Genomic DNA, 20649 nt, shown 5'->3' on the forward strand with positions numbered 1-20649 from the left:
TATTTTATGAGTTTCTACTGGCTTTAGCGACGGCACGAAACTTGAGAATGCTGTATACGAATTCGACGATCAACAACTCTGCCATGCATAAGCCGTAGGCAATTATTAGCGAAAGGCTGAGGACAAGATGCCCTCTACGTTTGGCCTGTGGGAATTTTTGAGCCGTGACGTGACCTTCCTGGGAGGCCCGAACAGCCCCATGCTGAGTTGGCTGGGGTCTGTTGGGATTGTGGTATTTTTCCTGTGGCACATTCTCAAGATGCGAAAGGAAACGGCTTCGGTTCGTCTGGCGTTTAATCGAGTACGCCCCATGTTGAACGCACTCGCTAACGAACGAAAGGAAATCGATCGCAACCGCTTCACGCATCACCCGGGAAAGGGGTTCTCAACCCATGTGGACCGTGCGGCATCCACTTCGAACCGGCTGGACAGTGAAGACATCCACACGCTCGACTCGGGAATGAAACAGGAACCCATCTTTCGCGATGCATGGGCGCAATACCGGATGACACTCATTCTTGAACAAGTCCCGTGGTTTGTCGACCCGCGGATATTCAGCACAAAACGCGCCGCCGAGGTGTTTACTCAAGAAGCCCTCATTGCCAAACATGTGAATCTGCCGTTCTATCGACAGTTGCCTTCGTTCATCACGGGGCTCGGGTTACTGCTGACCTTTCTCGCCTTGTTTATCGGCCTTGGCAAGCTACATGCCGAGGGAAGTGAGATTGTCGGAATTCAGGGGCTGATAAACGGGCTGGCCGGCAAGTTCCTGACATCCATCATCGGACTTATCATAGCCAATGTCTTTACGTTCATTGAAAAACCGCTCATGGCCCGACTGACAAACGACCATTACATCTTTCTTGGTCTCATTGACCAACTTTTTCCTCGAAAAACCATGGAGCAAATGTTAGAGCAACTCACAGCTATGCAAGGCCGATCCCCTAAAGATCATTCGGCCTCCGGCGGAGAAAGCCGCCCACACCTGGCCGGATGGGAGACAAACGGCCTTGCCGGTTCAACGGCCGATTTAACAGCGGCCATTCAAACTTTGTCGGCATTGCAGCAGGAGCAACATGCCGAATTCCGACGAACCGTGGCGGAACTTCCACGTATCATGACCGACCGGCTTCATGGTCCCCTCAATGATTTAAACGATGCCATTCACAGCCTCACCAAATGCCTCAAGGAAGCCAACCTGCATCCCATGCCAACAGAAACACCTTTCGAAAACCGCCCAGCCCTCTGGAAGACCTCTGCATACGCTCGGAGCCCTTCCATGATTAGTTTTTTCGATAAAATCAGCTCCTGGTCCAAACGGCCGGGGCCAGTCAGACACCGGCGGACAGGATGAGTTTTCCGACGGATCCGGATAACACCAGTTCTCCCACGACGGGCGGTATCATTGATCTCATGACCTCTCTGGCCATGATCTTCATTCTGCTCTTTGCAGCATTTATCACCCAAACCCCCTCCGAAGCCCAGTCGCAATTGCAAGAACACAAAGAGAATGTGCAGGCAGCCCTTCGGGACCATTTGGAGCGGTTAGGACTGACCCTGGAGTCCGATCCCCAAGATCCGCTCACGCTTCTCATCGTCGTCCCCGACAATAAACTCACCTTTGAGTTCGGCCAAAGCATACTTTCTCATGACGCCGTTCAGTTTTTACAGGAGGCGATGCCGTTCTACGCGGCCGTCTTATGCGGACCCTTACGCGACAAGGTCGATTCCCTCGCAATCCAGGGTCACACCGACGATCGCGGGGACGATGCCTATAATTTAAAATTAAGCCAGGAGCGATCCCTGGCCGTGATGGTGAAAGGGCTAGAGGCCATTGAGGCTCAAGAGCCGTCGGCCTATCAATGCTTCCAGGCCATGACGTCAGCTTCCGGCCGTGGCAGACAAGACTTGATCTACGATGGGAATAGCAGGGTGAACCGCGAAAAGAGCCGGCGCGTAATCTTTAAAATCCGCCTCCGTTCAACCGAGCAACGTCATATGGCTGAGCAGCCAGCCAAGATACTATAAGCCACTCGACACTCCGCAAATCGCCTCCCTTCCTCTCCTCCCGGTCCGTCAAGACGAGACCACTGCAAAATTTTAGCAAAATTATGGCCATCCTTCCCCATAACGAACTGTCGAAATAGTCATGTGGTTGTCTGAATAAAAAGAGCCTTGCCTTAAATAAAATTGTCCAAGGACGGGGGGAGGCAAAGGGCAGTATTTTACTTATGCATAGAGGTCACATTGACACGACGAGCCCTGGAAATCCCAATAGGGGTTTTTAAAAGACCCTCCTACATTCATCTCGTACGAGGGACAGGTGCCTGAAACAGCATGGGAAAAAAAGTCTTCTCTGTGGAGGATTGCTCACATCCGATGATTGAATGACGGAGAACAGATACAAATGGAAATGAGTGATGAGGAAAGTATTAAGACGGTGTGGGCTTCAGGAAGAGATTGGGTCATCAAGCGGAAAAACCATCAATATTTCCATCGCCCGGAAAGGGATCATGGAGCATGGATCCCGGGACTACCCCCAGATACTTTTGAGCCAGAGATCGATGTCCTCTTCGATGATTAATGCCAATTATTCTTACCTCTTGCCCAAACCTACAAATGAACACACAGGGAAGCGGTAGACTTTATACCGTCACGACGATTTTGCCTTTTTGCTGGTTGGAGACCATGTAGCGATGCGCTTCCGCAATTTCCGCTAAAGGGAAGGTGCGGTCGATGATCGGTTTTAAAGCGCCTGATTCTAATCCCTGATAAATATAGTCTTTCCCGCGCTTCAGCATTTCAGGGTTTTTGACAATCTCGAATAGCGTATAGCCTCGTATGGTTAATCCTTTTGCCAGGGCAGGGAACAAAGGAAACGGGGTTGGGTGTGGAGCCAATGCCCCATATTCAAAGATGATCCCTCCTGGTGCGGTGACGGCGGCGAGTTGTTCCAACAACGGACCCGCAACAGGATCAAACACCAGGCGCGCGCCTTTTCCAGAGGTGAGCGCCATTCCTCTTTCCGCCAGATCTTCCGCATCAGTCACAATCACATGATCCGCTCCCGCTTCAAGGAGAAAGGCTTTTTTATCCGCGCCACGAGTCGAAGCAATCGCGACTCCTCCGGTAGCTTTAACGATTTGAATGGCCGCCAATCCCACACTGCTGCTGGCGGCCGTTATCAAAACCGTGTCGCCTGTTTTCAGGTTTCCGTATTCAATGAGTGCCCCATACGCCGTCATGTATTGCATCCAGATGGCGGCACCTTCAATGGCGGAGAGGTTGTCGGGATAAGGAGCGGCCGCAGAGGCCGGGACGATGGCACTCTCACCATAGACACCATATTGGCTCATGGGAAAGGACGGAATCGTACTCACCCTGTCCCCAATATGAAGGTCTGTGATGTCGGGACCGACGGCATCAATGACTCCTGCCGCTTCATATCCTATCCGAGAGGGCAGTTGAGGCGTCTCCAGATATTGGCCTTTTCTCAGCATGACTTCGGCGCGGTTAAGACCGATAGCCTCCACCTTCATGCGCACTTCTCCCTTACCCGGTTCGGCCAAAGGGAAGTCCTCAAGCTTCAGAACGTCAGGTCCGCCCGTTTGATGAAAGCGAACGATCTTTGGCATCACCTACCTCCTTCAAAAAAATCATTTCGGTCAGGTTTGTGACCGTTCCTTCACAAATTTCACGATGCGGTCCACGTCGTCATCCGCCTCCCGGACCATTTGGAGAAATTCAACGGGATTGACGTTGATCTTTCTCAGAAATCGGAGATCCGCACCGCAACTATACATCAGATCGGGTGGCAACTCTCCATAAAGCTTGGCTCTGGCTTTCTCAATAAGGCGCGGAAACCATTCCAGTCCGGCCAGAGAGGCCTCCCGAGGCGGGAACAATTCAGTAATTTTCACGAATTTCGAATATTGTCCCTGTTGATCGTTCAAAAAATAGTCCCGCCTTATCCTGGTGATGGCAAGAGCGGTTTCCGGATCGGGTTCTCCGGCATCGCACCAGTCCTCCACAAAGTCGAAAATTTCCTGAGGCGTGGCCCCGATTGATCGAAGAAAATCATCCTCTTGTTTCGTAAACATCACATCCACCTGACGCTCCCCGTTTTTATAAGCCGCGACCTTGCTTTCGAAGAGGGCCCGGAATCTCTCTTCCCACTGTTCAGATTCGTGATTCATCGTTCGATGTTCCCTTGTAGGGTCTGTTGAAAAAAGCCGCCAGCGGCGTTCTTGCCATTTTCCCGTGCTCACGTACTAAGCGTACGCTCCGCGCGTAAAAACGGCTGCGGCCTTGCTGGACGGACTTTTTTGAACCGCCTCGGATCCTTTGGTGAGTAATCTAATCCTGGGTAAATTTGCTCTTGAACATCCTTATTATTCAACACTCCCTTGTAGTTCCGTGTGTACAATCAGAAGCTCCTCTCGATTCGGATATTGATTTCTTGAATTGTACGGATGTGTTCATTTCCTTGTCTCCTATTTCAGCATGGCCTTAGACAGTAATCGACTGACATTCGTTTACACGGACACCCGCAATTGTCTGTTTAATATCTCAATTTCGGTTTCCAGGGCCGTGATCCGGTTCCTAAGGGGCAACATAAGGCGCTCGACCTCCTCTTGTGAATATTTGGCGGGAATGTGTTGTCGGCAATTGGCATCCCAGGCTTCCACATGAAAACGAATAACCCGTTCGGGCTTTCCCTTATAATGTGTATCGGTGAGTTGTTTGAGCAAGTCCTGAGCACCCTCAATGACCTCTGCCGTTCCCCACATCTTGATTCGGGTTTGGGTGGCATAATCCATCAGGAACAAAAAGGCCTGATGGTTTTCGGCCAAATTTCCCAATGAGATATATTGGCGATTGCCTTTGAAGTCGGCGAAGGCGAGGGTCCGATCATCCAGCACCCTAAGAAAACCCTTGGGACCTCCTCGATGCTGAATATAAGGTCTTCCTGCCGCACTCGCTGTGGCGAAATAGAAGGAGTCCCGCTCGCGTAAGAAATCTGCAAGCTCAGGCGTTATGGTGTCCGACCAGCCCTCCCGTTCCTCCATTCGTGCGTAGTGCTGTCGTGACCCCAGTCGCTCCTGCACGACTTTCACGGACGGAGTAAAGGCGATATCACTGATTGGTGGTTTCATATCTTCGTCTCCCTGTTCTCACTCAAATAGTCGTTAGGCAGCTTTTTCATTCAGAGGCAAATAGTCGGTATATCCTTTCGTATCTCCACCATAAAATGTGGAACGATCATAGGGAGTGAGAGGGGCAGACTTTCGGATCCGTTCAGAGAGGTCCGGGTTGGAAATGAAGTACCTTCCAAACGCCACCGCGTCTGCCAAACTCTTTTCTGTATATTCAAGAGCGGAATCAGGGGTATGCCCTCCTGCGGAAATCAGAACAGACTTCAAGTTATCACGAAACAATGCGGCCGTTTGTGGTGTGTCTTGAAGGCTTTCGTCTTGCATGCCCGCGAGCGCTGCCCGTGGCTCAATTAAATCAACAAAGGCCACACCTCGTGCATCCAATTCACGGAGGACATAGGTGAACAGCGTGATCGGATCACTATCCCTCATGCCATTAAATGCGTTAAAGGGAGATACACGCACGCCAACACGTTCTTTTCCCCAGACTTCGTTGACCGCATCGACGACCTCCAACAACAGACGGGCACGATTTTCAATTGATCCACCATAGTCGTCGGTGCGAACGTTGGAACCATCCTGAAGGAACTGATCGAGTAAATACCCATTAGCTCCATGCACTTCTACACCATCGAACCCCGCTGCTTTGGCGTTTTCAGCACCCGCTTTAAAGTCAGCAACAATTCCTGCTATTTCATCTGTTTCAAGTGCACGAGGAACCAAAATAGGCGTTTCCTGCCAATCAGCGGTATACGTTCCACTGTTTTCCGCAGCAAGAGCAGAAGGGGCAACCGGCAACGCACCATCGGGTTGATGAGAAGGGTGAGAAATGCGCCCCACATGCCATAGTTGAAGAAAGATCCGGCCGCCTGCCTTATGCACCGCATCGGTTACGAGTTTCCAGCCCTGGACTTGCTCTTGGGAATGTATCCCTGGGGTGCCTGGATAGCCCTGTCCCTGTTGGGAAACTTGAGTGGCTTCCGAGATGATTAATCCGGCAGAAGCACGTTGTGCATAATATGTGACATTGAGTTCATGTGGAACGTTTCCTGGCTGCTTTGATCGCATCCGTGTTAACGGTGCCATGATGATGCGATTGGGCAATGTCAGAGAACCTATGGTTAAGGGCTCAAAAAGTTTTGTCATGGTCCGTTTCCTTTTAATGAGTTGCTCAATGAACGACATTCTTACTTGCTCGCGATCTTTCACCGGTTTACCGCTACTCGTTTATCCAGAAAACGGCCAATATAATTAGCGATTAGGTCGCCGTCTTCTTCCAAGGCAAAGTGTCCCGTGTCCAGTAGATGAAACTCCAGATTGTTCAGATCCCGTTTATACGGGTAGGCCCCTTCAGCCGGAAAGATCTGATCGTTCTTCCCCCACACAATTAACGTGGGCGGTTGATACTCTCGCAGATATTCCTGCCACTGTGGATAGAGCGGCGGGTTTGAGCCATAGCTATAGAACAATTCCAGTTGAATGGCCTGATTTCCCTCCCGGTCCAACAGGTATTGGTCAACTAACCAATTATCCGGGCTGATGACTGCTGAATTTCTCACTCCATGGGTATACTGCCATTTTGTGGCGTCAATATTGAGAGATCGCTTCAGAGGTTCGGCATTTTGCGGAGTACGGTCTTTCCAGAAGGCTCGAAACGGTTTCCAGAACTCCCGTAATCCTTCTTCATAGGCGTTTCCATTCTGGATAATGAGAGATTCGATCCGTTCGGGATGGCTAACGGCCAAACGGAATCCCACAGGAGCCCCATAATCCATCAAATACAAACTGTAGGATTTCAATCCGACTTTTTGTATGAACTGCTCCATGACCTTCGCAAGATTATCGAAGGTATAGTGGAACTGATCCACCGTCGGCATGGAACTGTTTCCAAATCCCGGGTAATCCGGAGCCACTACATGGAAGCGGTCGGATAACTGCGGGATCAGGTTGCGGAACATGTGGGACGAAGTCGGGAACCCATGAAGCAATAAAATGACCGGCGCATCCTTTGGTCCCGCCTCCCGATAAAAGATCTCCAGTCCGTCCACTTCCACCGTTTTATGGAGAGTAGGATGATTGCTCCACACGGCCGTGGTTTGAGCAGTGGCCGGTTCTTGATTTCCCGACTTGGAAGCCATGGCCCCCACAACCAACATGCCTATAAGCCCGAACGGTACAACAGCCAAAATTCCAATCAGAGGTTTAATGATTTTATTCAATGGTTTCATTCCTTTCCCTCCGGGACAATGAAGAAATCTCATGCCTTCATAAAATGTTCCGGTCTCTTTCCAATTTCGTTGGTATTAATTCTCAAGGATTGTGGTAATACCGCTCGTGAGTGATCCTGCCGTCCTGCCATTTGGCAACCACGACCTGCTCAGCATGAACCGGAGTGCCGTCCGTGGCTATCCAGTCCATGACCGTTTCATAAAACGTCACGTCCTCACCAACGCCCTTGGCCGTGACATCAAAGCGCTTCCACTCCTTCACGGTGTTCATGAATTGCTTCTCCCGTTCCAAATTGGCCTTGCGCCCCACCGTTGGTGGTTGATCGTTCTCCTGCATGGCCGCATCTTCCGCATAGAATGCATTGATCGCATCCAGAATGCGGCCTTCGCGGATATACGAAAACAAGTCTTCCAGTCTGTCCTGTAGGTTGATGGTGGTTTGTGAGCTCATGGTCTTTCTCCTTTCTTGAAAAACTGCTTGAGTAATGGTGGTTTAAATTTTGGCCTGAACGGCTCTAGACCCTGGCTTCCAGCTCGGAAGCGGCAGGAAAGTCCACGTCCGTCCCGGCCACGTGATTGAAATAATTGGTGAACAGAGTCAGCGCGATATTGGCCAGGATCTCCGTCATCTCCCCGTCCGTGAACCCGGCCTTAGAAAGTTTGGCGAACTCTTCGTCCGTGACCTGCGCGCGGTTCGACACGACCTGCCGCGTGAACGCCAGGGCCGTGGCCTCCTTAGTGTCGAGTGACTCGCCTCGCCGGCTGTCACTGATGGCTTCCTCGCTGAGCCCCACCGTCCGGCCGATGGCCGAATGGGCTGCGAGGCAATACCGGCAGTCATTGACTTCCGAAACGGTCAGAGCAATTTGTTCCCGAAACTTCGCCGAAAGATGGCCTTTCGAGAGGGCTCCCGAGAAATCGAGGTATCCCTGAAGGACGGCCGGCGAGTTGGCCATGGTCCGCATAATGTTGGGCGCGAATCCCAGTTTGCTCTCCACGCCTTTCAACAAACGTTGAGCCTGACCTGTGGCAGTCTCCGGATTGAGTGCAGTTAATCGTGGCATGGCTTGGGTTCTCCTTGTGTGGGCTTGATAAACGTTCGCATTCATGTTTTCGTGGTAATACAATGACCGTGCCAATCGATAAAATTTCATAACATAATGTTTTATTTATAAAAATAATATTTAACCAATTGCTATTTTCCACGAAATATCGTGCTTCACGAAAACTCATTGCACATACACGAAATTTCGTTTAAATTTTCACTCATGACCACGACAAAACCGGAATGTACAGAACCCACCACGCTGGATTCCCTGAAATGCCTGTTGCTGGACATCGCCCAGCAACGGTCATTGAATGATTTGTTGTGGCTGATTGTGCGGCGGCTGGCGGATCGAACTACCGTGGTTCTGGCCCGAATCTGGCTCATCAAGCCCGGCGATATTTGCTCCACCTGCCGGTTCAAGGAGGAATGTCCAGATCAGACGCAGTGCCTCCATCTCGTGGCCAGTGCGGGCCGATCCGGTGTGGGGGATAAGATGGAATGGATGAACACCGACGGATACTTTGCCCGGTTTCCGCTGGGCGTGTGTAAGGTGGGGCGGATCGGAAAGACCGGCGAGCAGCTTGTCATTAATGAGTTGGAGAACAATCTCGACTGGATTGCTAAACCCGACTGGGCCAGGCAGGAAGGCATCCAGGGATTTCACGGACAGCCCATCATCTATAAAGGGGAAACCCTGGGTGTGCTGGCCGTCTTCGAACGGGAACCGGTCACGGATGAAGCCACCGTCTGGTTCCGGATGATTGCCGATCATGTAGCCGTCGCCATTGCCAACGCCCGGGCTTTCGAGGAAATTGAACGACTCAAATCCCAATTGGAACTGGAAAACACCTTCTTAAAAGAAGAAGTCCTGGAAGCGCAGAACTTCGGCGAAATTATCGGACAGAGTCCGGCCATCGCCAACCTGGTCCAACAGATTGAACTGGTGGCCCCCACCCATGCCACCGCACTCATCTCCGGCGAGTCGGGAACGGGAAAAGAACTGGTCGCGCGGGAAATACACCGCCGCAGTCAACGCAAGGAGCATCCGCTCGTGCGGGTCAACTGTGCCTCGGTTCCCAAGGATCTCTATGAAAGCGAATTCTTCGGGCATGCCAAAGGTTCCTTTACCGGCGCCATGAAAGACCGGGCCGGACGGTTTCAAGCGGCCGATGGCGGCACGCTGTTTCTGGATGAAGTGGGAGAAATTCCTCTGGAGATGCAAAGCAAACTCTTACGGGTCTTACAGGAAGGGGAGTATGAACGTGTAGGCGAAGAAACCACCAGAAAAGTCAACGTCCGCATTATCGCAGCCACCAACCGGAAGCTGGCCCAAGAGGTGGAAGCCAAAAGATTTCGTCAGGATCTGTATTACCGGTTGAATGTCTTTCCGATTGAAGTCGCTCCACTTCGCAATCGCAAGGAGGATATTCCGCTATTGGCCAGTATGTTCATGGCCAATGTCCGCAAAAAACTCAATTGCACAGGACGGGAATTAACCCAGGCCGAAGTGGTGAAATTGCAAAACTATCATTGGCCCGGCAACGTGCGGGAACTGCAGAACATCATCGAACGTGCCGTGATTTCCTCACGGTGCGGATCGGTGAAATTCGATCTGCCCGTTCCGCAAGCCAGCGGCGCATCACTCAAAACACCCCTCAAGAGAAACGGTGACAGCGGCGGCCAAATTCTGACCGAAGAGGATATTCGCCTTCAGGAAAAAGCGAATCTCGAAGCCGCATTACACAAAACAGGCTGGAAAATCTACGGCACGGGCGGGGCGGCGGAACTCCTGGGCCTCAAACCCACCACCCTCCTGTCCCGCATCAAAAAGATTGGGATTAAGAAGACCCATTAGATTTGTGTCACGAACTTGAATAGAGGTAGGAATGGAATACAAGCCAAAGAGGTATTCACCAATGACCCAGGAATGAGGTAAGCATTTAGTCGCCTCTTTAAGAAAAAGCAAGAAAATCACCCTGCACAGAACAATCACCATGGCTGGGAATGTCACAAACTAACTACCACCTCTCCAAAATCGATTTTCGTGTTTAGTAGCCAGGCAATCTCTACCTCTTAAAAGAAGATGAACGAATATGATGGATGATTTTACTCCTGGCCAACGCTGGGTGAGTGACAACGATGCCGCACTCGGGTTGGGCATCGTCCAATCTGTCGCCTTTCGCACAGTTCAAATTGAATTTCCCGCCGCAGATGAAACACGCACGTATGCAAAAGCCACTGCCCCGCTGACACGCGTTGAATTTGATGTCGGTGATTCAATTAAAAGTATGGATGGTTGGGATCTTTCGATCACCGAAATAGAACATGTCAGCGGCACAGTGCGCTACCACGGCATTCGGGAAAGTGGTGAGGCGGCCACCATGCATGAACGTGAGCTGTCCGATGCACTCACGTTTAATGTACCTCAAGACAAACTGTTTGCCGGGCAAGTGGACGACAACAGATGGTTTGAGCTCCGTGCGGCCACGTTGCAACACCTTGCCACACAACAAGCATCAACAAGCTTTGGCTTACACGGGCCACGTGTCAGCCTGATTCCCCATCAAATGTATATTGCCCATGAAGTATCAACGAGAACCGCCCCGCGTGTTCTACTTGCCGATGAAGTTGGACTCGGTAAAACCATTGAAGCCGGCTTAATTCTGCACCGTCTGATACTGACCGGAAAAATACACCGTGCTTTAGTTATCGTACCGGAACCACTACTGCATCAGTGGCTGGTGGAATTGCTCAGGCGCTTTAATTTACGCTTCACCTTAATCGATGAACAGTATTTTTCACATATCGACGAGGCATTCGACAATCCAGAAGAATCGGCACCTCTTGAAAACCTGTTCGATCAATTCCCCCTCGTGTTATGCGGATTACACTTTGCCTGCCGCGATGAAATCGCCCCGTTAATGGCCATGTGCCATTGGGATATATTGGTCGTCGATGAGGCGCACCATCTGGAGTGGACACCGGGCGAGAGCAGCCGGGAGTATCGACAAATCGAAACGTTAGCGAATCAGTCAGATTCAGTCTTGTTATTAACAGCCACACCCGAGCAATTTGGCACGGCAGGGCATTTTGCCCGTTTGCGACTTCTCGACCCAGCGCGTTTTCATTCGCTCGACAGCTACTTAGCCGAGGAAAAACAACATGCCGCGACTGCCGGGCTGGTGAATCTTCTACTCGACCATCAGACCATGACTGAAGATGATCTAGCGCGTTTAGATTCGCTCTTTGATGATAGCGATACCATCGACCTAGCAGCCATCAATGCCGCTAATGACGATGCACGCATACTTCGACGACACCTCATCGACCGTTTGATTGATCAACACGGCACTGGCCGCATGTTGTTCAGGAACATGCGTGCGGCGATCAGCGGGTTTCCCCGGCGTCATTTCATTCCTGCTGTACTTGATGACGACAGAAACGAGACCCGTATTGACTGGCTTTCCGATAAGCTACGAGAACTATCGCCGCACAAAGTCCTACTGATTTGCGCGACCGCCGAGACCGCGGTTTCCCTATCAACAATACTGCTGCAAAGGCATGGCCTGCCAGCCGGTGTTTTTCACGAACACATGAATCTCCTGGAACGAGACCGCGCTGCCGCCTGGTTTGCCGATGCCGAAGACGGTGCGCAAATATTGATTTGCTCGGAGATTGGCGGCGAAGGCCGAAACTTTCAATTTCTACATAATATCGTCCTGCTCGACTTACCCGATAAACCCGATTTACTGGAGCAGCGCATTGGCCGCCTGGATAGAATCGGGCAGCAGCACGATATCAATATTCACGTGCCTGTCGCGGCAGGTTCAAGAGACGCACGACTGAGCCGCTGGTATCATGATGCACTCAATGCGTTTGAGCATAGTTGCGTAACCGGCCAACACATCAAAGCCGAAATGGAAGAACCATTTGCTGCGTACCTTGCCGGCGAACACCTCGATGAAGACCGGTTCATCAAGGAATGCAGGCAACTGCACGAGCAAAAGACCCGGCAACTCAACCTTGGTCGCAACCGGTTGCTCGAACTCAGTGGTTGCCGTCAGGAAATTGCTGACCCGTTGATTAAAGAAATCAAACACAATGAGCAGGAGAACAGCTTATTACGATACCTTGAAAACGCCTTTGATTGTTTTGGGGTTGAAATTGAAGATCATTCGCCAAGCAGTTGGGTCGTACGACCGGGCGCTCATTTACAGGTGGCACAATTTCCTGAATTACCCGAAGACGGCATGACCGTGACGACCAATCGCGAGACCGCCCTTGTGCGAGAAGATATGCATTTCCTGAGTTGGGAGCACCCGTTAGTGGGTGCGACAATCGACCTGGTTTTGAACGGAGAACGAGGCCGGGTCAGCGTCTGCGCGTTACAACTGCCACACCTTCCGCCCCGCAATATTTTAATCGAGGCCATATTCGAATCGAACTGCCCTGCACCCGCCGGATTAGAGATCGGGCGCTACCTTCCTTGCCACGCATTGCGCTTGCTGGTCAACCAGGACGGGAAAAACTATACCCAGCTACTACCACCTGACAGCTACGAAACTTTACTGGAAAAGATCAATCGGAAAGTCGCACAGCAAATGATCCAGAGCACACGTGCGACATTAAAAAAACAGGTGCAACACATTGAGGAAATAGCCGCGCAACAGTTCCCCATGCTTCGCAATGCTGCCATCGCCTTGATGCATGAAAAATTAGATAACGAGTTACAGCGTCTCCTTACCCTGCAAAAGCGCAACCCCACAATTCGCGATGAAGAAGTGGAATCCCTGCGCACGAAAATTTCCGATGTGGAAAGGTGCTTGCAAAGCAGCACCCTCCATCTGTCCGCCCTGCGTGTCATTTATACGGTTTGAGCCGTTGAATTCAATCTTCGAGGGCATATTCCCCATTGCGTGTGGTGTAAATTACTCACGTGAGCGAGTACAATCATTAGGGAAGTCTGTGGAGCAACAACAATTATGGGTCGCGTCTGTTGTTGTAATTTGGTTAGGTAGATATTCCTTTATGGCGTGCCGCAATCCTTGGGTTTGCAAGAAGTCTAAACTAGATAACAACAGACATGACCCGTATTCAAAACGAAAATTGGAGACAGCCCCGGCGAAGTTCTGACCGAATACGATATGCGCCGGCGCAAAAGGGCGAATATCGAATCCGCCTTACAATGAACCGCCTGGAAAATCTACGGAACCGGCCGGGCCGCCGAACTTCTCCGACTCAAACTCATCACCCTCCTTTCCCAGATTAAAAAAATGGGGATTTAGAAAGCTGGTTTAAATTAGAAAAGGAATGCGTAAGAAGGAAGGTCAGACGTAAAAAAATCCTGATTCAAGACACATTAGATTTTTACCCCAGCCCCTATGATCAAAGAATTGCCAAACAATGAAGAGGATTTCCAGCAATTAATGGAAGAAGTTGATTCATTTTTACGTAGAAACAATGTGCCAATCCCATATAGGCAGTTAAGGGGGGCTTTGGAAATATCTAGGAGATTCCATTTAAGATTACCATCCATAAGAGATGATAAAGAACCAAAAGAAGGATCATATGTTGGCGCCGATTTAAAAATAAGAATTAAAAGATGGTTCGATATTCGTTATGGAGAAAGATTAAAAAAAAGTCTTGGACCTGGCCGAATGGTTTTTTCTCTTCGGGGGGATCCTTGGATCTTTAAGTTTCCCAAAGTCTATGGTCAAGGTTTCCGTTTTTTTTGTCATTCAATCGAAGAGTCCTTTAAGCCGGAACCCACTTCAGGGATGATACCAAAATTTAATATTTTGGATAGTATTATTGATCTTCCTTCATCCCTCCGTCGTACCTTAAATTCTTCAGAACTCAAAGGGATTTGGGGAAATTTCCAAATTGGGTTTAATGCATTATCTAAACTTCAATATTTTTCTGGAAATAATCTTGTCTTTACAGCCTTGGCAGACCACGAAGCATCCGTACATAACCTTTCCCAATCTTCACCTTCCTATGGAAATGCAAAATGGTCTTCCTTACTGTTCACAGAGAAATTATTGAAGGGGTTTATCAAAGAAAGCGGGCATTTATTTACATACGATCATGATTTAATGGCTTTGGCGGACAAAGCCATTTCATCTGGACTTCCCAAAACGGAGAAATCTTTAATTGCCCTCATTCAATGCAAAGCCGGTGTGCGATATGGGGACCCTGCCGTGTCACTTGAAAATGCCCTAGATGCTCATCGCGCTTCTTTAGAAATAGCTTTACAGGTTGCGGAAGGATTTAATTTATTGAGGAATCCCAATCCTCCCATGTAATCCCCATATTCATTGCGCCTGGGCAATAAATAGCCGAGAGAAATAAAAGAGCATTAGGAAACCTTTTCTTTGTGGCCATTGAACAGCGGAATGCTTGTATACGAAACCCATCACCATCCTCTCACACACCCTAAAATGGGGATTTAAAAACCGGGTTAGAACCAAAGATATATGGCAGATATTAAAACCTAACCTCTCTTTTTCTTTCCAGGGAGCCTGGTGAGAGATCAGAAGCAAACCAGACCGCAGTTTCTAAACTGAGAGTCACACCTTCAATTCCGGTTGGGGGTACTATAATTCAACTACTCAGATATGATCCCATATTTTCTTTATTACTCTTTTTAAGATTTAATGAAAACTCGCACCCACCAGATTAAACTACGCCGATGGTTTCCACCAGAGGACGCCATAGCTACGGCTGTTGGACAGCTTGCCATCCTGAGGGAAGACTATTTCCTCGAATTAAATGGATTGATAATTCCAGCTTCAAACACCTTTAAACAAAACTCAAAGGACGTTGGTCTTGGGGCCCTGGATGAAAACTCTCCTTCCTGGCGCTATCTTTATTTCTTCAGAAACTCCTTACGGTCGTTAATTGAAATCCGTAATGTGGCGGAGAGAGTTCACTTTGAACACAAAAAAGAGTTAACAAGAGAATCTCTTCCCTTCAGAAATGCCTTTAGAAAACTTAGGCAAGAGTTGGCAGTAATCCCTGTTGAATTCGAAAAGATCAAAAAACTCCGTGATAATTTGGGCGGACACGTTCTTAAAAATGGAGTTCAAGACGCACTTAACAAAATGGATATAGATAAAATTGGCATTTTCCAGGAAGGGGAGGTAAGAGGCAAGATACATTATAAATTTTCCGTCGAGTTAGTTCACTCTGTCATTTTCCCAGGAGTGAAAGAAGAAAATCTGGTTAATGAATTTGAAATGTTATTTAAAAATACAGCCAAACTGGTTTTCATAATTGGCACAATTGATGAAATTATCCACTCCTATATCCAAGGACGGAATCTTTTGCCGTAGATTCAATTGATTATCGCAACTAACCACGCAGGCGCTTTTCGAATTTCAACTCACCACGTTTTTTCTCAGTCGATAATGCAGGTAGTGCTGTCGAAACGAGTAAATATCACGCAAACCAAACTTGTGGGGATTAAATAAGGAAAAGCCAACCCTCGTGCCAGCACATTCCAGCTGCCCTACCAGGAGGTTTCCTGGCACCTCAACGTTGGAAAAGTAGCGAGGCTATTATTGAGGGTTTTGCTGTTTTTGGTGCTAGGCTCACTAAAAAAAAGCAAGAACATGCATTTGACTAAGAATTCTAAAACGGGAGGTAGAAGTGTTTTCTTTTTTCTCATCAATGGGCCCCTACCTTCGATGGTTTGGTGGGTTTTGTGAACGGCAGGTGCGATAATCGCCCCGCCACTCAGCACTTATTTAAAGAAGATCGACTCTCAAATTTTGGAAAAAAAAGCTGTTCAGTTTCGACCCTGTTTACAACATCAGATACTGCATCTATAGCCTTTTAGGCCGCACACGATGCCTTTCCGGCTACCAATTGGGTCAATCCTTTCGCGTGAATTTTTTCAAAAATTTCTTTCGGTGTGTCATCGGCCGCCTCATTCCCTACCTGACGAGTGCCCGTATTGCGATCCCCGCCGCCGCTATTCGCAAGGCAGTGTCCTCCGAAATTGAGAGTTGAACTCCGGTTGACGACCGACGAATCGGGAACAACCGGGTTTAGCGTTCCTTATTCATAGGTCCCGCGGATGGGATAGTCATTCTCCTGAATCCATTTCAAGGTATCAATTAATTCCTCGGGGTCCGACCTGTTGAAGGGCGTATTGGACATATCGATCAATTGAACCTGGCCTTCCGGATTCACCGCAAACATGCCAGGTTCGGGGAACGGTTGGTCCGTCTCCTCCTTAGAGCGCGGAAGGGAAATATACAGGCCGAGTTCCTTCATTTGTTCGATAGACAGCCCGTAGGCCACCGGAAACGTTGCGCCGGTCTCTTCGATCATCTTCCTGGCTTTGTGTTCCGGATCGCCTGAGACGGCCACCATTTCTGCTCCAACAGCAGGAAATTTTTCCTTCAAGTCCTCGAGTTTTTTCAGGTATGTTTTACATATGGGGCAATGCAGCCCCCGATAGATAAACACCACCTGCCAGTTTCCTTTCTTCTGTGGCTGTCCCAATGTGACCTCTCCTCCGTTGACCAGCGGAAGTGTGAATTCAGGGAGCCGGCTTCCCGACGAAAGCTTTGTTGGAGCCATGGGTATCACCTCCTTTAAGATTGGTTCAGTTTTTCGTATAAACCGGTTCAACCCAAAAGATCATGTGGATTGGCTATCTTAGGAATTTTTGAAAGACCTGGTTGATCCCATCATAACAAGCCCGTGACGAGGAATAATGGCTCATAGGTGGATAAAAATTCTTTTTTTGATGGCACTTCATCTAACAACATGAGAATATCCGGCTTCCAATCTGATTGGACCGAAAATTCAGGAACTTGAGAGCAGGCGTTTTAAAAAATGCTCACTTCAGGAAGGCGTCCTGACCTTGCGCAATCCATCCCCGAATTCCCGTTTTTCCCCCAAGCGGCTGACAACCTCATTCTGGGTCAAAGCGGCAGTGTTACTTGTCTTGCCGATAGCAGTGTATTTGGCCATGCAGCACGTCGACGTCGGTGAGGTATTCAATCCTGACCGGCTCACCCGATGGCTTTCCGAGGCCGGGCCATCCGCCCCTTTTCTCTTTATGGGTTTGATGGCGGTCGCCGTGATTATTAGCCCTATTCCGAGCCTGCCGCTGGACATTGCCGCGGGGGCCGCGTTCGGGCCGTTTCTTGGTGCCGCCTATGCAGTGCTGGGAGCGGAATTGGGCGCCATTATCAGCTTTCTCATCGGGCGGGCCGTGGGACGGGAAGTACTGAGCAGACTCCTTCGAATGAACATCGCCTTCTGTGAAAAATGTTCCGACCATCACCTGGCGGTTTTTGTCTTTCTGTCCCGATTACTTCCAATCTTTTCCTTCGACTTAATCAGTTATTGAGCCGGGCTCACCAACATGTCTCTTCGTATGTTTGCACTGGTCACCTTTCTGGGCATGATCCCTCCAACTCTCGCGCTTACCTATGCCGGAAGTTCTGTCACCGGAGGAACATGGCTCACGGTGGTTCTTGGATTTGCCATGGTCGCGCTGCTCCTTCTCATCCCTAAAATTGTCCTCCGATTCCCCGACTCACGCTTCGTCAAACTCTTGCGAGGAGAGGCCCCGGTTCCGACTCCCGGATCAACTCCGCTTCAACCGCCAACTAAGGACTTTGCTGAAGGGACACCACGTTGCGCCTCATGCAACGGCCCGATGAAATAAATTGTGCGAGAGTGCCAACCGCGGGATTAGGAAGAAATTGCGCCGGGAAGCCATTCCCGAATATTTTAGCTACCAGGGCCTTTCCTGTCATTTTGGCGTCGACCCCCGGCTACAAAAACCTCTGGAGGACATTCTCCATGGTTATGGTCGAGCTCTGGCATTGAAACGATTACAATAGAAACCACGGGAACCATGGCATTGGAAGAACAGGCGCAGGAAAAAGAAATATTCAAGAAGCTTCTGGAGAAGCGAACAGACGACATTCTTCGCGTTCTTGGGGAAAAGTTATGGCGCCAAGACCAGGACGGGTAAACCCGGTCCCTCGGATCGACAATTTTCCGGGGATTTTTATTTTGTTTCAATCTTGTTTCTTGGCTCTCGAAAGGTAGGAGCTCTCCCATGAAACGATATGACTTAGAGCAGGATCTACACGAGCATATTCCGCTCTCACGCGCCATGGGCGTTGAAGTCATTGAGGTCGGCTGGAATGGGGTCACTTTGCGCGCTCCTCTTGCTCCCAATATCAATCATCGGGAAACCGTGTTTGGCGGGAGCGCCTCGGCCGTGGCCATCCTGGCAGCCTGGTCCATTTTGTCTATTCGACTACATCAGGAACACGTGAAGTGTCGTCTGGTGATTCAGCGAAACACGATGACCTATGAACGTCCCATTGTGAGTACCTTTGAGGCCTCTTCCACCATTCAAGACTCACTGCCCTGGGAGAAGTTTCTACGCACATTTACACGGAAGAATATAGCGAGAATCAGCGTCGCGGCCACACTAAGCTGCAACGAAGAACAGGTCGGAAGATTCGAAGGGGATTTCGTGGCTTTAACGATGAAACAAGACTAATGGCAGGCTCTATGGACCATGACTATAATGGGACCGCAAATTGGAAACCATCCGCATCTTTTTAAGGAAGAGGGTTTGTCCAAACCTGGGCGAGAAATAGTCTGCTCAATTTCGGTACCGGTTACCCCATGACATTCTGAATCTATTGCCTGTTAAGCCGTCGCATAGGCTGGCTTTCCTGCATCTCTCTGGGTCATGCTTCGCATGCGTATCATCCCGATGATTTCCTTGAGTGTTTTACCGGCCACTTCATTAGAGACCTGACAGGTGCCCGCATTCCGGTGCCCCCCGCCGCCATACGCCAGGCAGAGTTCTTCGATATTGACCATTGAACTCCGGTTGACGATCGACGCGCCAATTGCGAACACGGTGATTTGTTGTTTCAACCCCCACATCACATGGATGAACAAATTGCAGTCCGGATACAGGGCATAAATCATAAACCGGTTGACGGCATAGAAGGATCCTCATCGCATTGTGTGAATTTCAGAAAATTGGCGGAATGATTACGGCTTGGGCTTCGCTTGATTGAATGTCAATGAATCGCAGGGATCATCCTTAAAAGCCTCGGCGAGATATTTCCCGATCAAGTAATGGGCTCTGGCATTCGGATGTGGATCATAAGGGGAAAGAGTATACAAGTCCTGATTCCCTTGAATATCCGGTATGATCTGGGAAATGTTAATGAGCCGAAACCGATTGTCTTTAAATTTTTCTATAATCTGATCCGTCAAAATATTCCCGCTTCCCTTATCCCAAAACAGCACGTAAAACGGTGCGTGAAGGTTACCTTCAATCGTACGACGGCTTTGTTCTACCACACCAAGATAGAGAGGAATGTCTCTGGGATCAAATGCATGCATTTGAATGACACGTTTCTGAATAAAACCATACAGTGCACTATGACGAACAAGGTCGTAGAATATTTTGTACCATTTACCATGGAACGGACCTTGGTACCTCACTGATCCATCTGGCATGAGAGTATAGCGAGGGCCATAGTGATCCCAAAATGTATTTCCTGCCACGCGATCCACATGACTTTGGATCCCCTGATAAATCACGAGATGCACAGGACCATCCACAATCGCTTTGAGTCGTTCCGTTTCCAACGCTCGTAGCATTTGATGAGGTCCATAACCATGAAACCCTAAATTGTAGACGTTGAATTTTCCGTCGCCTTCTTTTGCAAAAAAATACGGCATGGTCTCCTGATCGCCTACGCCTTCTCCAAACGTGTAGGACCCACCAAAAAAAACCACATTACAACTTTCGGCACGCTTCTTTTGGGGCGTTTCGCGAATTCTCTGTGGGGTAATGGCATATGTTTGGCTATACACGAGATGAGCTCCCTGGTATTTCTGAACAGAAAAATTCCCCGGATTTGGTTCATACCCTAAATCACCATCTTCCCCGTCACTACGAAAGTAGGAGGTCGTGTACTCTCCAGAATAGGACTCTTCTGTCCGATTAAGTAGGAGACAAAGGATTTCTCCAATAGCCAAACAGGCAAAGACACTCAACAAGATGAGGATCACATTTTTCCAATGTGGCGGTCGAACCCAGGCAACAAGTATCCCTGCGATGAGAGTTCCTAGACCAAAAATTAATGAGAACACCGCTCCCTTTCCCACGAGGAAAAAGAGAATTCCACCCGCACTGATCGTGATGAACAGC

The 20649-nt window shown here is 49.3% G+C and carries 18 protein-coding genes and 1 pseudogene; 9 read left to right on the forward strand and 10 right to left on the reverse strand.

The features are described from left to right. Nucleotides 1–127: 127 nt before the first annotated feature. Nucleotides 128–1354, forward strand: coding sequence for an anti-phage protein ZorA-like protein (locus PQG83_RS15005; protein WP_312742672.1), 1227 nt, complete (start codon nucleotides 128–130; stop codon nucleotides 1352–1354). Beyond that, entirely contained in the window at nucleotides 1351–2028 is a 678-nt protein-coding gene (locus PQG83_RS15010; protein WP_312742673.1) for an OmpA family protein, read from the forward strand. Before PQG83_RS15005 ends, PQG83_RS15010 begins: the two co-directional genes overlap by 4 nt. 617 nt (nucleotides 2029–2645) lie before the next feature. Here PQG83_RS15010 and PQG83_RS15015 read toward each other — a convergent pair. The 7 genes from PQG83_RS15015 to PQG83_RS15045 form a co-directional block, all read right to left on the reverse strand. After that, nucleotides 2646–3635, reverse strand: coding sequence for a zinc-dependent alcohol dehydrogenase family protein (locus tag PQG83_RS15015; protein WP_312742675.1), 990 nt, complete (start codon nucleotides 3633–3635; stop codon nucleotides 2646–2648). 30 nt (nucleotides 3636–3665) lie between these two features. Then, entirely contained in the window at nucleotides 3666–4196 is a 531-nt protein-coding gene (locus tag PQG83_RS15020; protein WP_312742677.1) for a DUF5069 domain-containing protein, read from the reverse strand. Between the two features lie 339 nt (nucleotides 4197–4535). After that, nucleotides 4536–5156, reverse strand: coding sequence for a pyridoxamine 5'-phosphate oxidase family protein (locus tag PQG83_RS15025; RefSeq protein ID WP_312742679.1), 621 nt, complete (start codon nucleotides 5154–5156; stop codon nucleotides 4536–4538). 33 nt (nucleotides 5157–5189) lie between these two features. Further along, on the reverse strand, nucleotides 5190–6302 hold the full coding sequence (locus tag PQG83_RS15030) for an alkene reductase (RefSeq protein WP_312742681.1): 1113 nt from the start codon (nucleotides 6300–6302) through the stop codon (nucleotides 5190–5192). A 59-nt stretch (nucleotides 6303–6361) separates the two neighbouring features. Further along, nucleotides 6362–7294 (reverse strand): alpha/beta fold hydrolase, encoded by a 933-nt coding sequence (locus PQG83_RS15035; RefSeq protein WP_376753598.1) that lies wholly within the window; start codon nucleotides 7292–7294, stop codon nucleotides 6362–6364. A 172-nt stretch (nucleotides 7295–7466) separates the two neighbouring features. Then, complete coding sequence (locus tag PQG83_RS15040; protein WP_312742685.1) at nucleotides 7467–7835, reverse strand: nuclear transport factor 2 family protein; 369 nt, start codon at nucleotides 7833–7835, stop codon at nucleotides 7467–7469. 64 nt (nucleotides 7836–7899) lie between these two features. Continuing rightward, the gene (locus tag PQG83_RS15045; protein ID WP_312742688.1) at nucleotides 7900–8448 is read right to left on the reverse strand and encodes a carboxymuconolactone decarboxylase family protein; all 549 of its coding nucleotides are present in this window, start codon (nucleotides 8446–8448) and stop codon (nucleotides 7900–7902) included. A 204-nt stretch (nucleotides 8449–8652) separates the two neighbouring features. Between PQG83_RS15045 and PQG83_RS15050 the strand changes: the two genes are divergently transcribed. The 4 genes from PQG83_RS15050 (at nucleotide 8653) to PQG83_RS15065 (ending at nucleotide 15766) form a co-directional block, all read left to right on the forward strand. After that, nucleotides 8653–10287 carry a sigma-54-dependent Fis family transcriptional regulator gene (locus PQG83_RS15050; protein ID WP_312742691.1) on the forward strand — a complete coding sequence of 545 codons (1635 nt, stop codon included), beginning with the start codon at nucleotides 8653–8655 and terminating at the stop codon, nucleotides 10285–10287. A 238-nt stretch (nucleotides 10288–10525) separates the two neighbouring features. Continuing rightward, nucleotides 10526–13309, forward strand: a complete 2784-nt coding sequence (locus PQG83_RS15055) for a helicase-related protein (protein WP_312742694.1) — start codon at nucleotides 10526–10528, stop codon at nucleotides 13307–13309. Between the two features lie 504 nt (nucleotides 13310–13813). Then, entirely contained in the window at nucleotides 13814–14737 is a 924-nt protein-coding gene (locus PQG83_RS15060) for a hypothetical protein (protein ID WP_312742696.1), read from the forward strand. Nucleotides 14738–15088: 351 nt separating this feature from the next. Then, nucleotides 15089–15766: a hypothetical protein gene (locus PQG83_RS15065; protein WP_312742699.1), complete on the forward strand. Its 678-nt coding sequence runs from the start codon at nucleotides 15089–15091 to the stop codon at nucleotides 15764–15766. Between the two features lie 727 nt (nucleotides 15767–16493). Here PQG83_RS15065 and PQG83_RS15070 read toward each other — a convergent pair. Next, nucleotides 16494–17021 (reverse strand): peroxiredoxin-like family protein, encoded by a 528-nt coding sequence (locus PQG83_RS15070; protein WP_312742702.1) that lies wholly within the window; start codon nucleotides 17019–17021, stop codon nucleotides 16494–16496. 286 nt (nucleotides 17022–17307) lie between these two features. Here PQG83_RS15070 and PQG83_RS15075 point away from each other — a divergent pair, with 286 nt between their 5' ends. From PQG83_RS15075 to PQG83_RS15085, 3 genes are all read left to right on the forward strand, one after another. Beyond that, nucleotides 17308–17799 (forward strand): TVP38/TMEM64 family protein, encoded by a 492-nt coding sequence (locus tag PQG83_RS15075; protein ID WP_312742705.1) that lies wholly within the window; start codon nucleotides 17308–17310, stop codon nucleotides 17797–17799. A gap of 15 nt (nucleotides 17800–17814) precedes the next feature. Then, nucleotides 17815–18120, forward strand: a complete 306-nt coding sequence (locus PQG83_RS15080) for a TVP38/TMEM64 family protein (protein ID WP_312742708.1) — start codon at nucleotides 17815–17817, stop codon at nucleotides 18118–18120. A 399-nt stretch (nucleotides 18121–18519) separates the two neighbouring features. Then, nucleotides 18520–18972: a YiiD C-terminal domain-containing protein gene (locus PQG83_RS15085; RefSeq protein ID WP_312742709.1), complete on the forward strand. Its 453-nt coding sequence runs from the start codon at nucleotides 18520–18522 to the stop codon at nucleotides 18970–18972. 152 nt (nucleotides 18973–19124) lie between these two features. Here PQG83_RS15085 and PQG83_RS15090 read toward each other — a convergent pair. Further along, nucleotides 19125–19436, reverse strand: a pseudogene (locus tag PQG83_RS15090) (hypothetical protein); the annotation flags it as partial. A gap of 42 nt (nucleotides 19437–19478) precedes the next feature. After that, complete coding sequence (locus PQG83_RS15095; protein ID WP_312742715.1) at nucleotides 19479–20591, reverse strand: SGNH/GDSL hydrolase family protein; 1113 nt, start codon at nucleotides 20589–20591, stop codon at nucleotides 19479–19481. Nucleotides 20592–20649 lie beyond the last annotated feature (58 nt).

The sequence above is a fragment of the Candidatus Nitrospira neomarina genome (assembly GCF_032051675.1).
Taxonomy (GTDB): domain Bacteria; phylum Nitrospirota; class Nitrospiria; order Nitrospirales; family UBA8639; genus Nitrospira_E; species Nitrospira_E neomarina.